The sequence below is a fragment of the Caulobacter soli genome (genome assembly GCF_011045195.1).
GTDB classification, from domain to species: domain Bacteria; phylum Pseudomonadota; class Alphaproteobacteria; order Caulobacterales; family Caulobacteraceae; genus Caulobacter; species Caulobacter soli.
The window spans coordinates 124,364-139,187 of the sequence record NZ_CP049199.1; the positions used below are offsets into that span (position 1 = coordinate 124,364).

Consider the following 14,824-nt stretch of genomic DNA (forward strand, 5'->3'; position numbering starts at 1 on the left):
GGTCAGGTCGCCGTTCCGGCCAGCCGGGCCTCGGCGATGTCCCGGGCGCCGGGATCGCCGACGTGCATCCACACCCCAGCCGGGGCGACGCCGTGTACCCGACCCTTGGCGGCCAGGGCTTTCCAGATCGGGGTCAGCGAGAACGGGCCTTCGGGGCCCTCGGCCACGACCTGGGGCTTGGTGATGTGGACGCCCACATAGACCAGCGGCGCGGTCTCGCCGGACGCTTTGAAGCGCACGACCCCATCGTCGAGGAACACGTCGCCGGTGTCGTGGAAGCCCAGGGACTCGGTGGTCGAGGCCAGCATCAGGCAGACGTCCATCTTGTCCGGGTCCCAGGCGCGGGCGACGGCCTCGATGGCCGGGGCGTCCTCGATCCAGATCGAGTCGATATTGGCCACCCAGATCGGATCCTCGCCCAGCAGCGGCAGGGCGTGCTTGACGCCGCCGCCGGTCTCCAGGGCCTGGGGCCGCTCGTCGGAGATGACGATGTGGGGCAGGGGATGGACGGCGACGCGGGCGGCGAGGTGCGCCTCCAGCACGTCGGCGAAATAGTGGACATTGACCACGGCGGTCTCGACCCCAGCGGCGGCCAGACGGTCCAGCATGTGGTCGATCAGCGCCTTGCCGCCGACCTCGACCAGGGCCTTGGGCCGGTCGTCGGTCAGGGGGCGCATGCGGGTGCCCAGGCCCGCGGCCAGGACCATGGCGATCTTGGGAGCTGTGGTCATCGGCGGAACTCCGAGGGCACGTGGGCGTCGAACCAGGCTTTCAGACCGGCCATGGCCGGGTCTTGCAGGTTGCGCTCCAGATAGCGCCAGGTGCGCGGCATGTAGGCCTCGTACTGCGGCCGGCCCGCCAACGCCTGGCGGGCGAACACCCGGCCCAGGATGCGCGCGGCGTTCGAAGCGGCCAGGGCGCGGTAGTCGGCGATGAAGGCGTCGCGGTCGACCGACGGCCGGGCGGCCAGGTAGCGGTCCAGCATGGCCTGCTCCAGCGCGGGCGAGACGTCGCGGCGGGCGTCCTGCAGCAGGTGGGTCAGGTCCCAGGCCGGATGGGCGCGCAGGGCGTCCTGGAAGTCCAGCAGGCCGACGCGGGCCACGCCGTCGCGGTCGGGCAGCCACAGCAGGTTCTGGGCGTGATAGTCGCGGTGGGTGAAGACGCTGGCGCCGGCCTCGCCGCGCACCCAGACCGGAGCCCACAGGGCGTCCCACTCGGCCACGGCCGCGTCGCTGAACGGCGCCAGCCCCGAGAACTTCGGCCAGAACTCCAGGAAGGTGTCGGTGGCGATCTTCAGGGCCAGGGTGTCGTAGGTCAGCAGGGGCCAGCTGACCCCACCTTCCGCCGTCAGCACGTCGGGCGGGATCTCGCCGTGCAGGGCGACCTGGACATCGACGGCGGCTTCGTAGAGCGGCGCCTCGTCCTGGCCGTCGGCGATCAGGGTGGCGTAGAGGCCGTCGCCCAGGTCCTCCAGCACGGCCAGGCCGGCCTCGACGTCGTGAGCCAGGATGACCGGGGCCGACAGGCCGCGTTCGCGCAGGTAGGCGGCGGTGGCGACGAAGGCGGCGACCGAGCCGGCGGCCAGGCGCGCGGCGGCGTTGTAGCCCAGGGCCACGCGCTCGGCGTCGCTGGCGCCCGGCGGGCAGACCACGCTCTCCAGGGCCGGCGGCTGGTCCATGAAGATGAAGCTCTGACCGTCCTCGTGCAGACGCTCGTAGGCGCGGGTCGAGGCGTCGCCGCTGAGCAGCTCGCGGCGCGCGCCGCCGAAGCCATGGGCCGACAGGAAGGCCGCCTTGAGGGTTTCGCGATCAGAGCTCAAGGTTACGTCCTTCGAAGGTTCCGTGCGGCGTCAGGACGGCGCGGCGCGCCGATCCGTCTTCGCCCATGGGCGTGATGTCTATAGCGAGTCGGTCGACCGGCAGGCGGCCTTGCAAGCGTTGGGGCCATTCGATCAGGGCCGCGCCGTCCTCCAGCGCTTCATCGAGTCCGATCTCGTAGGCCTCGTCCGGGTCGGTCAGGCGATAGAGGTCGAAATGCGCGACCGGAAAGTCGGGGCCGTCATAGAACTGCACCAGGGTGAAGGTCGGGCTGGGCACCTCCTCGTCGGGCGAGGTCAGGGCGCGGACCAGGGCGCGGGCCAGGGTCGACTTGCCCGCGCCCAGGGGCCCGGTCAGGCAGACGGCGTCGCCGGGCCGCAGAGTCGCGGCCAGCTTTTCGCCCAGGGCTTGGGTGGCCGCTTCATTGGGCAGGGAAATCTCGATCACGGTCGCGGCCGTCCTTGAAAAGCGGGCGTTCGACCCGGTGGCGAGTCTAGACAAGCGGCCGCGTCGTTCCAAGGCGAGGACCGGCGAATTTGACGGACCGGTCGCGACGTCGGACGGTAGGGCCAAGCTCGAGGACTCGGGGAAGAAGGAATTCTCGCATGAAGCGTTTTGGCCGTTGGCTCGTCGCCATCGTCGTGGTCGCCGCCGTCGGGGCGGGGGCCTGGGCCTACTGGAACCTCGAGCTGCGCTGGCGGCCCAAGACGATCACCAAGAACCAGGCGCAGATCGCCAAGATCCTGGAGACCGCCGGCTGGGTGTCGCCGGGGCTGAAGGGTGGGAAGCTCTACATGGTCAGTTTCCGCACCTGCCCCGACTGCGTGCGTTTCAAGCACGAGGAGTATCCGGGCCTGCACAAGGCTGGGATCGACACCCGGCTGATCGAGATCGCCCGGGCCGACCGCAACGGCGTGCCCAAGTCGACGCCGGCCGAGCGGGCGACCGTGGCCGAGATGTGGGTCAACCGCAGCTGGGCGCTGTCGGAGACGTGGGACGCCACCCCCGTGGAGGCCTGGACGGCCGCCGGCATCGCCCCGGCCGACGGCGACGTCGCGCGCACCGCCGTGATCGAGGCCGGTCGCAAGACCGTCGAGGACCTGCGGCCGCTGCTCAAGGAAAACGGCGTGAACTTCGCCTATCCGCTGCTGGTCTGGTGGACCAAGGACGGGACGATGAAGGCCTGCGCCTGTGAACGGCGCGAGACGTACCGGTTCGTGCGGAAGGATCTGGGGGTCTAGCATGGCGCCCTTCCCTCCCCCTTGTGGGGAGGGTGGCCCCGAAGGGGTCGGGTGGGGTTTGATGAGCTAGTTCTTTTGGCGCCGAGGACCCCACCCACCAGCTTCGCTGGTCCCCCCTCCCCATAAAGGGGAGGGAAGAAGAGCCTTCACACCGGCCGGTTGCTGATCTCGTTCTTGCGGGCGTGGCGAGTCTTGGTTCCGGGGCGGTGGTCGAGATCGCCGTCGTGCGGCGCGGCGCCCGCGTCGAGGTCCAGGTTGTCGTCGGCGTCGTAGAGCGCCTCGGTCGCGCCTTCGGGGGCGAGGTCGGCGGGAATCGCGCGGTCTTCGGGGCGGGCCATGTCGGTCTCCTTCTGACGTGTCAGGGAAACAAACGACGTCGCCTCCAGCCACGTTTCATGGCTGGAGGCGAGTCGCCGCGACGAGGCGTAGACCTTAGAAGTCCTGCAGCGTCGGGCGGACGGCGATTTCGCTGACGTCGACATCGGCCGGTTGCTCCACCGCGTAGGCGATGGCGCGGGCGATGGCGTTGGCCGGGATGGCGATCTGGTAGAAGTCTTCCAGGCCCTTCAGCGCGTCGGGGTCCGAGCTGCCGTGGCGCAGTTCGCTGTCGACCACGCCGGGCGAGATCACGGTCACGCGGATCTTGCCGCCGACCTCGTGGCGCAGGCCTTCCGAAATGGCCGAGACGGCGAACTTGGTGCCGCTATAGACCGTGCCGCCCGGGCTGAAGACCTTGCGGCCGGCGATCGAGCTGATGTTGACGAACTGGCCCGACCCTTGGGCCTCGAACACCGGCAGGGCGGCGGCGATGCCGTACAGGACGCCCTTGATGTTGATGTCGATCATCCGGTCCCACTCGTCGACCTTGGTCGCCGACATGGGAGCGATGGCCATCAGGCCGGCGTTGTTGACCAGCACGTCGACCCGGCCGAAGGCCTTGACGGCGGCGGCGATCATCGCGTCGGCGTCGGCCTTGACGGTGACGTCGGTCTGGACGGCGATGGCCTGGCCGCCGGCGGCGACGATCTCGGCCACCAGGGCTTCCAGGCGGTCGATGCGGCGGGCGGCCAGCACCAGGCGGGCGCCCTTGGCGGCGAGGTGGCGGGCGGTCGCTTCGCCCAGGCCGCTGCTGGCCCCGGTGACGACGACGACCTTGCCGGTGATGTTGGATTCGAGGTTGGCGGACATGCGATTTCTCCTGGGTTTCGGGTGGGCGTCGCTGTCGGCGTCCCCGTGAGCTGGAAGATGGCGGCTCGACCTCGTCTCGATAATCCTTGATAGTTCTAACGAGCTTTCAAATAGGATTTGATAATGCAGCGAGACCTGCTGGACGGCGTCGTCGCCTTCACCACCGTCGCGCGGCGGCGCAGCTTCACCGCGGCGGCGGTCGACCTGGGCGTGACGCCGGCGGCCGTCAGCCATGCGGTCAAGCAGCTTGAAGCCCGTATCGGGGTGGTCCTGTTCGCGCGCACCACGCGAGAAGTCGGTCTGACCGAGGCGGGACGACGGTTCCTGGACGGGGCGCGGCCGGCGGTCGAGGCCATGGAGGCGGCGACGGCGGCGGCCCGGTCGCTGGGCGACGGCCCGGCCGGCCGGGTCCGCCTGACGGTGTCGCAGCTGGCGTTCAACATGGTGCTGGCCCCGGCGGTCGCCGACTTCTCCCGCGCCTTTCCCGACGTGCGCCTGGAGATCGCGGTCGACGACACCTCGATCAGCATCATCGACGAGGGCTTCGACGTGGGCCTGCGGCTGGGCGAGACGATCGCGCCGGACATGGTGGCCGCGCGGGTGTCGCCCGCCTTCCAGTTCTGCGTGGTCGGCGCTCCGTCGCTGCTGGAACGCATGGGACGGCCCGCGCACCCCCGCGACCTGAAGGGCGTTCCCTGCCTCAACATCTTCCAGCTGACCCGGGGCACCGACTATCGCTGGGAGTTCGCGGAGGAGGGCGGTCGTGAGTTCGAGGTGACGGTCGAGGGGCCGTTCAGCGTCAACGACTTCAACTTCATGGTTCAAATGGCGATCGACGGGCTGGGCCTGGCCTACGCGCCCGAACCCCTGGTGGCCGAACCCGTGGCGGCCGGGCGGCTGGAGCGGGTGCTGGACGAGCACCTGGCCGGTTCGACGGCCTGGCATCTCTACTATCCCAGCCGCCTGGGCGCCTCGGCCCCGCTGCGGGCGTTCGTCGAGTTCATGCGCGGCCGGCTGCGAACGATCGAGCGCGGTTGAGGCTTTCCCCGCCGCCCCTTTCCTTAAGGCCTTCGCCGCGCTAACCGGATCGCCGATGCCTACATCCGTCCGCACCGCCTACCGAGAGCGCCTGGCCCAGGGCGAGATCAAGCCCGACGTCGCCCAGGCCGCCGCCGTCGACGCCCTGTCGCGCCTGGAGGCCGATCTCGACAACGCCGGCGAGCCCGGCTTCTCGCTGTTCGGCCGCAAGCCCAAGGGCCAGAAGGGCGTCTATCTGTGGGGGCCGGTCGGGCGCGGCAAGTCCATGCTGATGGACCTGTTCTTCGACAGCGCTCCGGTCGCCAAGAAGCGCCGCGTGCACTTCCACGTGTTCATGGCGGAGGTGCACGAGCACATCAACGCCTGGCGCAAGGGCGACACGGCCGAGCGCAAGGCGCGTTTCGGCCAGCACAAGGGCGACGATCCCATCGCCCCGACCGCCGACCTGATCGCCGCCGACGCCCGCCTGCTGTGCTTCGACGAGCTGCAGGTCACCGACATCGCCGACGCCATGATCCTGGGCCGGCTGTTTGAGGCGCTGTTCGCCCAGGGCGTCACCCTGGTGGCCACCTCCAACCGCCCGCCCGACGACCTCTACAAGGACGGCCTCAACCGCCAGCTCTTCACGCCGTTCATCGCCATGCTGAAGGAGAAGCTGGAGGTGGTGGCCGTGCGCGGGCCGGTCGACTTCCGCCTGGACCGCCTGCGCGCCGCCCGCACCTGGCTGGCGCCGGACGATAAGGCCAACGCCGCCGAGTTCGATCGCCTGTGGGCCGACATGCTGGACGGGGCCGAGGAGACCGGCGCCACCCTGGAAGTCCTGGGTCGCAAGATGCGCTTCCCGCGCGCCGCCGGCGGCCTGCTGCGCGCCTCGTTCGCCAGCCTTTGCCAGCAAGCCCTGGGGCCGCAGGACTATCTGGCGATCGCCGAGCGTTTCCACACCCTGTTCCTCGAGGACGTGCCGCTGCTGACGCCCGAGCGGCGCGACGCGGCCAAGCGGTTCAACACCCTGATCGACGCTCTCTACGAAGCCGACGTCAAGCTGGTGGCCCTGGCGACCGGCGAGCCCGAGGCGCTGTACCCGGCCGGTGACGGCTCGTTCGAGTTCGAGCGCACGGTGTCGCGCCTGCAGGAAATGCGCTCGGCCGACTATGTGGCGCGGGTGCGGGATTAGGAGAGCCAGATGAGCGTCAAAGACCGCGTTCGCGTCCACGAGACCCGGCTGCTCTCCGACAACTGGTACGTGCTGAAGACCACCACCTTCGACTGGAAGCGTCGCGACGGGACGTGGCAGACCCAGTCCCGCGAGCACTATGATCGCGGCAACGGGGCGGTGCTGCTGCCCTACAATGTGGCCAACCGCACCGTGCTGCTGGTCAAGCAGTTCCGCTATCCGGCCTTCGTCAACGGCCATGACGACCTGCTGATCGAGGCGGCCGCCGGCCTGCTGGACGACGCCGAGCCGGAAACGCGCATCCGGGCCGAGGTCGAGGAGGAGCTGGGCTATCGCCTGGGCGCGGTGAGCAAGGTGTTCGAAGCCTTCATGAGCCCCGGCTCGGTGACCGAGATCCTGCACTTCTTCGTCGCCGAGTACGACGCGGCCATGCGGATCGGCGACGGCGGCGGCCATCCCGACGAGGGCGAGGACATCGAGGTGCTGGAGCTGGGCGTCGACGAGGCCCTGGCCATGATCGCCGACGGCCGCATTCGCGACGCCAAGACCATCATGCTGCTGCAGCACGCGGCGCTGACGGTGTTTCGGGGGTAGGGGCTGCTTTTTGAACCCTCTCTCAAAGAGAGAGGGATTCCTTGTCCGACTCCTCCGCCGGCGCCCTTGTCCCCGTCCAGCGTTCGATCGCGCCCAGCAGCTCCACCGGCGAGATCGGCTTGCCGATGTGGCCGTTCATGCCGGCCTTGGCGCTGGCCTCCACATGCTCGGGCAGGACGTCGGCGCTCAGGGCGATGATCGGGGTGTCGCGGTTGGCGCCGTCCTGGGCGCGGACGGCGCGGGCGGCGGCGAAGCCGTCGACCTCGGGCATCTGCAGGTCCATCAGGATCAGGTCGAACCGCTCGCAGCCGGTCAGGCGCAGGGCCTCCGACGCGCTGGCGGCTTCCGACACCTCGTGGCCGACGGCGTGCAGCATGGCGCGCACCAGTTCGCGGTTCACGGCCACGTCGTCGACGACCAGGACTTGGGCGCGAACGATCGGTCCGGCGCGCTCGGCGCTGGCGCCCGCCGGGGCCGGCGCGGCTTCCTCGGCGCGGACGTCGAAGGCGAAGATCGAACCGCCGTTCGGCGCCGGCTCCATGGTGATCGCGCCGCCCATCAGCTCGACCAGGCCCTTGCAGATCGATAGGCCCAGGCCCGTGCCGCCGTAGCGGCGGCTGTTGGAGCCGTCGACCTGGAAGAAGCGCTGGAAGAGGCCGTCGCGCTTGTCGTCGGGCACGCCGCAGCCGGTGTCGCGCACCGAGACGCGCAGCGCGCCGTCGGCATGGCGCACGGCCACCCGCACCTCGCCGACCTCGGTGAACTTGATGGCGTTGCTGACCAGGTTGACGATCACCTGGCGCAGACGGTTGGCGTCGGCCTCGAGGGCGGCGGGAACGCCGGGGTCCAGATCGAGCGACAGCGCCAGGCCCTTGGCTTGGGCCTGGTCGGCGAACAGCGCGATCACGTCGTCCAGGAACGGCGCCACCACGAAGGGCTGGGGCGCCAGGGCCACGTGGCCGGACTCCAGCTTGGAGAATTCCAGGATGTCGTTGACCACGGTCAGCAGGGTCATGCCGGCGGTCTGAACCCGCCGCACATAGAGGCCGGCGTCGGGCGGCAGGTTCTCCAGCTCGCCCAGCAGGCTGGAGAAGCCGTTGATCGCGGTCAGGGGCGTGCGGATCTCGTGGCTCATATTGGCCAGGAATTCGGCCTTGGCGTCGGCGGCGGCCTCGGCGCGCAGCTTAGCGTCCATCAGGGCGGCTTCGCGGGCCCGGGACTCGGTCACGTCCATCAGGGCGCCGAACAGGGTGGCGACCCGGCCGTCGGCGTCGGGCTCGACCGCCACGTGGCTGACGATGTCGCGCACCGTGCCGTCGGCCCGGGTCAGGCGCGTCTCGAACTCGAACGGTTCGCCCGTCGTGGCCGCCTTCTCCAGTTCGGCCTGCCAGCGGGGACGGTCGGCGGCGGGGAAGTGGGCGAGCTGAGCCTCCCGGTCGAGCACGCCCACCGACGGGTCCAGGCCGTAGATCCGAAACACACCTTCGGACCAGGTGGTCTCGCTATTGGTCGCGTCGATGCGCCAGTGACCGACCCCGGCCATGTTCTCGGCCATCAGGGCGATGCGATGGGCTTCGCGGATGGTGCGGGCGTCGGCCTCGGCGCGGTCCTGAGCCTCGGCCACCTCGCGGCGGGCGCGCGTCAGGTCGATCTGCAGCGAGCGGAAGACCCGGAAGACCAGGTAGGTGGTGGCCAGCACCGTGGCGATCCGCCAGGGCTCGTCCCGCTGGATCAGCCGGGCGCTGGCCCCCAGCTGCACCACGACCATCGAGATCAGCATCGGCGTCAGGTTGGTCAGCAGGCGCTTGGGGCGGGCGTAGTCGCGCACCAGGATCTCGAACATGACCACGCCGTACAGGGTGACCCCGAAGGTCTGGGCGGCGCCGACCTGGAAGAAGGTCAGGTAGAAGCCGGCCAGGGCGTAGCCGGCGCTCTGCAGCCAGGCGAACAGGTCGGTCGCCGCGTCGGTGGTGCGGGCCTCGGCGATGGCCAGGGCGGCCATGGCCGCCATCCAGAAATAGGGCGAGGGATCGGTGGAATAGGGCAGGGTGGCGCAGAAGACGACGGTCGAGAACACCAGCCGCGCGCCCATCCCGCCGGTGTCGCGGCCCGAGACCCGCAGCACGTCGCCGATCGCGGCCAGTCTGCGCCGCCAGCCGGCCGGCGCCGTCGCGTCCGTCAAAATCTCCGCGGCCATTGAACGCACCCCGACTCAATCAACCGCTCATTTACCAATCAGGATTGAACGAAGGTTGAACGCGATCGGCGAACGTCGATCGACCGGGGTCGGATCCGCCCGAGCGCTCGGGGCGGCATCACGGAAGCTTCGCTTCGGCCTTCCATCGCGCCTGCGCTCGGTGCGCTGAGAACGTTTCTCAACAAGGGCGCCTGCGTTGACACCCCCAACGTCGCGCTTAAAAGCATCCCGCAACGCACAAAGCCAAGGGGTTGGACACAACCATGACCGAGACCAGCGGGGGCCTCCCCGAGCGCCCTCTGTCGCCGCACCTGCAAGTCTGGCGCTGGCACATCACCATGGCCTGCTCGATCTTGCACCGCGCCACGGTCTTCGCGCTCTATGTCGGCGTCCTGCTGCTGGCCGGCTGGGCCGTGGCCCTGGCCTCCGGTCCCGACGCCTACGCCAGCTACACCGGCCTGCTGGGCTCGTTCCTGGGCAAGCTGGTGCTGTTCGGCCTGACCGTCGCGGTCCTCTACAACATCGCCTACACCGTCCGTCAGACCTTCTGGGACGCGGGCAAGGGCTTCACGCCCAAGGTGGCGGACATGACCGGCGCCGGCGCGATCGCCTTCGCGGTGGTCGGCGCGATCGTCGTCTGGGTCATCGCCGCCCAAACCGGAGCGCTCTGATCATGGCTGGTCCTTCTTCCTCCACGCGCTTCCGCACGCCGATGTCCCGGGCCCGCGGGCTGGGCGCGTCGCACCACGGCGTCGGCCACTTCGTCACCGAGCGCGTCTCGGGCATCGCCCTGATCCCGCTGGCCCTGTGGGGCCTGTTCGCCGGCCTGCGCCTGGCGAGCCTGGACTTCGGCGGCGCGGCCGCCTGGGTGGCCATCCCGCACAACACCGTCCTGCTCAGCCTGCTGATCGTCGTGGCCCTGATCCACCTGAAGGGCGCGGTGCAGGTTGTGATCGAAGACTACATCCCGGACTTCACGACCAAGACCGTGCTGGTCCTCGCCAATCTGTTCGTTTGCGTCCTCGGCGGCGCTCTTGGGGTCGTGGCGATCCTCAAGGTCGCCTTCACCGGAGCCCTCTGATGTCGGCCTACAAGTTCATTGACCACAAGTTCGACGTCGTCGTCGTCGGCGCCGGCGGTTCGGGCCTCCGCGCGGCCCTGGGCGCCGCCCAGGCCGGCCTGAAGACCGCCTGCGTCACCAAGGTGTTCCCGACCCGCAGCCACACGGTCGCCGCCCAGGGCGGGATCTCGGCGTCGCTCGGCAACATGAGCAAGGACGACTGGCGCTGGCACATGTACGACACCGTCAAGGGGTCGGACTGGCTGGGCGACCAGGACGCCATCGAATACCTGACCCGCAACGCGCCGGCGGCGGTTCTGGAGCTGGAACACTGGGGCGTGCCGTTCTCGCGCACCGTGGACGGCAAGATCTATCAGCGCGCCTTCGGCGGCATGACCAAGGAATACGGCAACGGCCCGATCCAGCGCACCTGCGCGGCGGCCGACCGCACCGGTCACGCCATGCTGCACACGATGTACGGCCAGTCGCTGGCCCACGACACCGAGTTCTTCATCGAGTACTTCGCGCTGGACCTGATCATGGACGACGGCGTCTGCCGCGGCGTGACGGCGTGGAAGCTGGATGACGGCACCCTGCACCGGTTCCAGGCCCAGATGGTCATCCTGGCCACCGGCGGCTACGGCCGCGCCTACTTCTCGGCCACCAGCGCCCACACCTGCACCGGCGACGGCGGCGGCATGGCCCTGCGCGCCGGCCTGCCGCTGCAGGACATGGAATTCGTCCAGTTCCACCCCACCGGCATCTACGGCGCCGGCTGCCTGATCACCGAGGGCGCGCGCGGCGAGGGCGGCTACCTGACCAACTCGGAAGGCGAGCGCTTCATGGAGCGCTACGCCCCGTCCGTGAAGGACCTGGCCCCGCGCGACATGGTCAGCCGGGCCATGACCATCGAGATCCGCGAAGGCCGGGGCGTGGGTCCCAACAAGGACCACATCTTCCTGCACCTGGACCACCTGGATCCGAAGATCCTGCACGAGCGCCTGCCCGGCATCTCCGAGACCGCCAAGGTGTTCGCCGGCGTCGACGTGACCAAGGCCCCGATCCCGGTCCTGCCGACCGTCCACTACAACATGGGCGGCATCCCGACGAACTATCACGGCGAAGTCGTCACCAAGTCGGGCGACAATCCCGACCAGGTGATCCCGGGCCTGATGGCCGTGGGCGAGGCCGCCTGCGTCTCGGTGCACGGCGCCAACCGCCTGGGCTCCAACAGCCTGACCGACCTGGTGGTGTTCGGCCGCGCCGCCGCCCTGCGCTGCGCCGAGATCCTCAAGCCCGGCGCCACCCAGGTCGAGCTGACCGACGCCATGACCGATCCGCACATCGCGCGCTTCGATCGCCTGCGCAACGCCAACGGCAGCCAGCCGACCGCCGCCCTGCGCCTGGAAATGCAGAAGGCCATGCAGGAAGACGCCGCCGTGTTCCGCACCGGCGAAAGCCTGGAAAGCGGCGTCAAGCGCCTGGACGTCGTCTGGGGCAAGAAGGGCGACATCAAGGTCTCCGACCGCGGTCTGGTGTGGAACACCGACCTGATGGAGACCCTGGAGTTCGACAACCTGATCGGTCAGGCGGTCGTCACCGTGGCCGGCGGCGTGAACCGCACCGAGAGCCGCGGCGCCCACGCCCGCGAGGACTTCTCCGACCGCAACGACGCCGAATGGATGAAGCACACCCTGACCTGGCTCGACGTCAACACCGGCAAGGTGACGATCGATTACCGCCCGGTGCATAGCTACACCATGTCGAAAGACATCGATTATATCCCGCCCAAGGCGCGGGTTTATTGAGGGTACGCTGATGGTTCAACTCACCCTCCCCAAGAACTCCACCGTTCAGAACGGCAAGACCTGGCCCGCTCCGGCCGGCGCCAAGAACACGCGCGCGTTCAAGATCTATCGCTACGATCCGGAAGACGGCCGCAATCCGCGCTGGGACACCTACGAGGTGGATCTGGACGCCTGCGGCCCGATGGTCCTGGACGCCCTGCTGTACATCAAGAACAGCATCGACCCGACGCTGGCCTTCCGCCGCTCGTGCCGTGAAGGCGTCTGCGGTTCGTGCGCGATGAACATCGGCGGCCGCAACACCCTGGCCTGCACGCATGGCCACGCCGACACGCCCGGCAAGGCCGTGCAGGTCAGCCCGCTGCCGAGCCAGCCGGTGGTCAAGGACCTGATCCCGGACCTGACGCTGTTCTACGCCCAGTACGCCTCGATCGAGCCGTGGCTGCACACCGTGACGCCCGAGCCGCAGACCGAGTGGAAGCAGTCGCCGGAAGACCGCTCCAAGCTGGACGGCCTTTACGAGTGCATCCTCTGCGCCTGCTGTTCGACCTCGTGCCCCAGCTACTGGTGGAACGGCGACAAGTATCTGGGCCCGGCGACCCTGCTGCACGCCTACCGCTGGCTGATCGACAGCCGCGACGAAGCCACGGGCGACCGCCTCGACAACCTCGAGGACCCGTTCAAGCTCTATCGCTGCCACACGATCATGAACTGCGCCCAGGTCTGCCCCAAGGGTCTGAACCCGGCCAAGGCGATCGCCGAGATCAAGAAGATGCTGGTCGAGCGGGTGGTCTAAGACCTGCCGGTTTCCAGCCGCAGGGGCGCTGGTTCGCCTGTCGTGCGCCTGGGAGCAAAAAGACTCGGGACGTGGCGGCTTCCGCCACGTCTTGACCGCCAGCGATCGGCGCCGAGCTTCCAGACGCGTGTCCGGCGCGTTTCGTTTGACCCGGCGATCTGGAATCCCGATGGAGAAACCGGCAGGCGCTTTCGGTGCTTGCAAAAAGGTGACGCCACCGTCATTTTTTGACCAAAGGGAGAGCGCGTCTTGAACGCACCGGTGTCTGCGGATCTGAACGCGCGCGTCGTCATCGTCGGGGCCGGCCATGCCGGCGGCTCGGCGGCCGCCTTCCTTCGTCAATACGGCCATACCGGCAAGATCGTCCTGATCGGCGATGAGCCCCTGCTGCCCTATCAGCGCCCGCCGCTCAGCAAGGCCTGGCTGAAGGGCGAGGCCGACGCCGACAGCCTGCAGCTCAAGCCCTCCAGCTGGTACGAAGAGGCCGGAGTGTTCCTGCGTCTGGGCGGGGTGGTCGTCTCGATCAATCGCGGCGCCAAGACCGTCACCCTCGCCTCGGGCGAGGACATTCCCTACGACCACCTGATCCTGGCCACCGGCGCCCGGGCTCGCGCCCTGCCGATCCCCGGCGCGGATCTGGCCGGCGTGCTGGCCCTGCGCACGGCGGCCGACGCCGAGGCCCTGAAGGGCGCCCTGGGCCCCGGCAAGCGCCTGGCGGTGGTCGGCGGCGGCTATGTTGGGCTGGAGGCCGCGGCCTCGACGATCGCCCTGGGCGGCCACGCCACGATCATCGAGCGCGAGAGCCGGGTGCTGGCCCGGGTGGCCTGCGAGACGCTGTCGACCTTCTTCCAGGACTATCACGGCGCGCGCGGGGTGACCTTCGTGCTCAACGCCGGCGTGGAAGGTTTCGAGGGCGCCGATGGCCACGTGACCGGCGTGCGCCTGGCCGACGGCTCGGTGATCGCCTGCGACGCGGCCCTGGTCGGGGTCGGCGCCCATCCCAATGTCGAGCTGGCCCAGGACGCGGGGCTGGAGATCGCCGGCGGCATCGTCGTCGACATCGAGGCCCGCACGGCCGATCCGTTCGTGTTCGCCATCGGCGACGTCACCCACCGGCCGCTGCCGATCTATGAGCGCCAGTTCCGGCTGGAGAGCGTGCCCAACGCCCTGGAACAGGCCAAGCAGGCCGCCGCCGCCATCACCGGCCGGGCGATGCCGCCGCACGAGATCCCGTGGTTCTGGTCCGATCAGTACGACCTGAAACTGCAGATCGCCGGCCTGCCATTCGACGCCGACACCCAGGTGGTGCGCGGCGACGTGGCCGCCGCCAAGTTCGCCGTCTTCCACCTGAAGGGCGACCTGGTCCAGGCCGTCGAGGCGGTCAACGCGCCGCCCGAATTCATGGCCGGCAAGCAACTGATCGCCAAGCGTACGCCCGTCAGCCTTGAAAAACTGGCGAACCCGGCGATTTCCATGAAAGAAGTAGCGGCGTAAAACGCCTGTTCGAGAGCATCCAGGGGACCCATGGCCAAGATCACCTATATCGAGCACGACGGCACGGACCATGTCATCGACGTCAAGCCGGGCCTGACAGTCATGGAAGGCGCGGTGAAGAACAACGTGCCGGGCATCGACGCCGACTGCGGCGGCGCCTGCGCCTGCGCCACCTGCCACGTCTATGTCGACGACGCCTGGCTTCCCAAGACCGGCGACAAGTCGGCCATGGAGGAGTCGATGCTGGACTTCGCCGAGAACGTCGAACCGAACTCGCGCCTGTCGTGCCAGATCAAGGTCAGCGACGCGCTGGACGGGCTGGTGGTGCGGCTTCCGGAAAGCCAGCACTAGGTTCCAAAAGCCTCCCCCTGTGGGGGAGGCGATCGCGAAGCGATCGGTGGGGGGAGTTTCAGGGGCGTC

At 69.1% G+C, this 14,824-nt stretch carries 16 protein-coding genes; 10 read left to right on the forward strand and 6 right to left on the reverse strand.

Translation table 11 applies throughout. The annotated features are described in order from the left end of the window. Nucleotides 1-2 precede the first annotated feature (2 nt). From murU to tsaE, 3 genes are read right to left on the reverse strand one after another with little or no spacing between them, the layout of a single operon-like run. Nucleotides 3-731, reverse strand: coding sequence for an N-acetylmuramate alpha-1-phosphate uridylyltransferase MurU (murU, locus tag G3M62_RS00595; RefSeq protein ID WP_165183963.1), 729 nt, complete (start codon nucleotides 729-731; stop codon nucleotides 3-5). Further along, the gene (gene amgK / locus G3M62_RS00600) at nucleotides 728-1,819 is read right to left on the reverse strand and encodes an N-acetylmuramate/N-acetylglucosamine kinase AmgK (protein WP_165183964.1); all 1,092 of its coding nucleotides are present in this window, start codon (nucleotides 1,817-1,819) and stop codon (nucleotides 728-730) included. The genes murU and amgK overlap by 4 nt, the downstream gene beginning before the upstream one ends. After that, entirely contained in the window at nucleotides 1,809-2,264 is a 456-nt protein-coding gene (gene tsaE / locus G3M62_RS00605; RefSeq protein WP_165183965.1) for a tRNA (adenosine(37)-N6)-threonylcarbamoyltransferase complex ATPase subunit type 1 TsaE, read from the reverse strand. The genes amgK and tsaE overlap by 11 nt, the downstream gene beginning before the upstream one ends. 158 nt (nucleotides 2,265-2,422) lie before the next feature. Here tsaE and G3M62_RS00610 point away from each other — a divergent pair, with 158 nt between their 5' ends. Next, nucleotides 2,423-3,058, forward strand: coding sequence for a hypothetical protein (locus G3M62_RS00610; protein ID WP_165183966.1), 636 nt, complete (start codon nucleotides 2,423-2,425; stop codon nucleotides 3,056-3,058). Nucleotides 3,059-3,204: 146 nt separating this feature from the next. Here the strand turns inward: G3M62_RS00610 and G3M62_RS00615 are convergent, their stop codons facing one another. Further along, entirely contained in the window at nucleotides 3,205-3,396 is a 192-nt protein-coding gene (locus G3M62_RS00615; protein ID WP_165183967.1) for a hypothetical protein, read from the reverse strand. 94 nt (nucleotides 3,397-3,490) lie between these two features. After that, entirely contained in the window at nucleotides 3,491-4,246 is a 756-nt protein-coding gene (locus G3M62_RS00620) for an SDR family oxidoreductase (RefSeq protein WP_165183968.1), read from the reverse strand. 123 nt (nucleotides 4,247-4,369) lie between these two features. On the opposite strand from G3M62_RS00620, the gene G3M62_RS00625 reads away from it, so the two are divergent. From G3M62_RS00625 to G3M62_RS00635, 3 genes are read left to right on the forward strand one after another with little or no spacing between them, the layout of a single operon-like run. Further along, a complete protein-coding gene (locus tag G3M62_RS00625; protein WP_165183969.1) occupies nucleotides 4,370-5,284 on the forward strand; it encodes a LysR substrate-binding domain-containing protein in 915 nt (304 codons plus the stop codon). Nucleotides 5,285-5,339: 55 nt separating this feature from the next. Then, the gene (zapE, locus tag G3M62_RS00630; RefSeq protein WP_165183970.1) at nucleotides 5,340-6,458 is read left to right on the forward strand and encodes a cell division protein ZapE; all 1,119 of its coding nucleotides are present in this window, start codon (nucleotides 5,340-5,342) and stop codon (nucleotides 6,456-6,458) included. Nucleotides 6,459-6,467: 9 nt separating this feature from the next. Beyond that, on the forward strand, nucleotides 6,468-7,052 hold the full coding sequence (locus tag G3M62_RS00635; protein WP_165183971.1) for an NUDIX hydrolase: 585 nt from the start codon (nucleotides 6,468-6,470) through the stop codon (nucleotides 7,050-7,052). Between the two features lie 22 nt (nucleotides 7,053-7,074). On the opposite strand, the gene G3M62_RS00640 is transcribed toward G3M62_RS00635, so the two are convergent. Next, on the reverse strand, nucleotides 7,075-9,249 hold the full coding sequence (locus G3M62_RS00640; protein WP_165183972.1) for a hybrid sensor histidine kinase/response regulator: 2,175 nt from the start codon (nucleotides 9,247-9,249) through the stop codon (nucleotides 7,075-7,077). 263 nt (nucleotides 9,250-9,512) lie between these two features. Here G3M62_RS00640 and sdhC point away from each other — a divergent pair, with 263 nt between their 5' ends. The 6 genes from sdhC to G3M62_RS00670 all read left to right on the forward strand — a co-directional run bounded on the left by sdhC (nucleotide 9,513) and on the right by G3M62_RS00670 (nucleotide 14,755). Next, nucleotides 9,513-9,920 carry a succinate dehydrogenase, cytochrome b556 subunit gene (gene sdhC / locus G3M62_RS00645; protein ID WP_165183973.1) on the forward strand — a complete coding sequence of 136 codons (408 nt, stop codon included), beginning with the start codon at nucleotides 9,513-9,515 and terminating at the stop codon, nucleotides 9,918-9,920. A 2-nt stretch (nucleotides 9,921-9,922) separates the two neighbouring features. Further along, nucleotides 9,923-10,330 carry a succinate dehydrogenase, hydrophobic membrane anchor protein gene (gene sdhD / locus G3M62_RS00650; RefSeq protein ID WP_165183974.1) on the forward strand — a complete coding sequence of 136 codons (408 nt, stop codon included), beginning with the start codon at nucleotides 9,923-9,925 and terminating at the stop codon, nucleotides 10,328-10,330. Then, the gene (gene sdhA / locus G3M62_RS00655) at nucleotides 10,330-12,117 is read left to right on the forward strand and encodes a succinate dehydrogenase flavoprotein subunit (protein WP_165183975.1); all 1,788 of its coding nucleotides are present in this window, start codon (nucleotides 10,330-10,332) and stop codon (nucleotides 12,115-12,117) included. The genes sdhD and sdhA overlap by 1 nt, the downstream gene beginning before the upstream one ends. A gap of 10 nt (nucleotides 12,118-12,127) precedes the next feature. Further along, nucleotides 12,128-12,910 (forward strand): succinate dehydrogenase iron-sulfur subunit, encoded by a 783-nt coding sequence (locus G3M62_RS00660; RefSeq protein ID WP_165183976.1) that lies wholly within the window; start codon nucleotides 12,128-12,130, stop codon nucleotides 12,908-12,910. A gap of 261 nt (nucleotides 12,911-13,171) precedes the next feature. After that, complete coding sequence (locus G3M62_RS00665) at nucleotides 13,172-14,404, forward strand: NAD(P)/FAD-dependent oxidoreductase (RefSeq protein ID WP_165183977.1); 1,233 nt, start codon at nucleotides 13,172-13,174, stop codon at nucleotides 14,402-14,404. Nucleotides 14,405-14,434: 30 nt separating this feature from the next. After that, on the forward strand, nucleotides 14,435-14,755 hold the full coding sequence (locus G3M62_RS00670; protein WP_007674689.1) for a 2Fe-2S iron-sulfur cluster-binding protein: 321 nt from the start codon (nucleotides 14,435-14,437) through the stop codon (nucleotides 14,753-14,755). Nucleotides 14,756-14,824: the final 69 nt, after the last annotated feature.

Excerpts from the sequence above, each read along its gene's own strand:
- murU (WP_165183963.1), bottom strand. The coding sequence starts at position 731 with ATGACCACAGCTCCCAAGATCGCCATGGTCCTGGCCGCGGGCCTGGGC.
- G3M62_RS00610 (WP_165183966.1), top strand. The coding sequence starts at position 2,423 with ATGAAGCGTTTTGGCCGTTGGCTCGTCGCCATCGTCGTGGTCGCCGCC.
- G3M62_RS00615 (WP_165183967.1), bottom strand. The coding sequence starts at position 3,396 with ATGGCCCGCCCCGAAGACCGCGCGATTCCCGCCGACCTCGCCCCCGAA.
- G3M62_RS00620 (WP_165183968.1), bottom strand. The coding sequence starts at position 4,246 with ATGTCCGCCAACCTCGAATCCAACATCACCGGCAAGGTCGTCGTCGTC.
- G3M62_RS00625 (WP_165183969.1), top strand. The coding sequence starts at position 4,370 with ATGCAGCGAGACCTGCTGGACGGCGTCGTCGCCTTCACCACCGTCGCG.
- zapE (WP_165183970.1), top strand. The coding sequence starts at position 5,340 with ATGCCTACATCCGTCCGCACCGCCTACCGAGAGCGCCTGGCCCAGGGC.
- G3M62_RS00635 (WP_165183971.1), top strand. The coding sequence starts at position 6,468 with ATGAGCGTCAAAGACCGCGTTCGCGTCCACGAGACCCGGCTGCTCTCC.
- G3M62_RS00640 (WP_165183972.1), bottom strand. The coding sequence starts at position 9,249 with ATGGCCGCGGAGATTTTGACGGACGCGACGGCGCCGGCCGGCTGGCGG.
- sdhC (WP_165183973.1), top strand. The coding sequence starts at position 9,513 with ATGACCGAGACCAGCGGGGGCCTCCCCGAGCGCCCTCTGTCGCCGCAC.
- sdhD (WP_165183974.1), top strand. The coding sequence starts at position 9,923 with ATGGCTGGTCCTTCTTCCTCCACGCGCTTCCGCACGCCGATGTCCCGG.
- sdhA (WP_165183975.1), top strand. The coding sequence starts at position 10,330 with ATGTCGGCCTACAAGTTCATTGACCACAAGTTCGACGTCGTCGTCGTC.
- G3M62_RS00660 (WP_165183976.1), top strand. The coding sequence starts at position 12,128 with ATGGTTCAACTCACCCTCCCCAAGAACTCCACCGTTCAGAACGGCAAG.
- G3M62_RS00670 (WP_007674689.1), top strand. The coding sequence starts at position 14,435 with ATGGCCAAGATCACCTATATCGAGCACGACGGCACGGACCATGTCATC.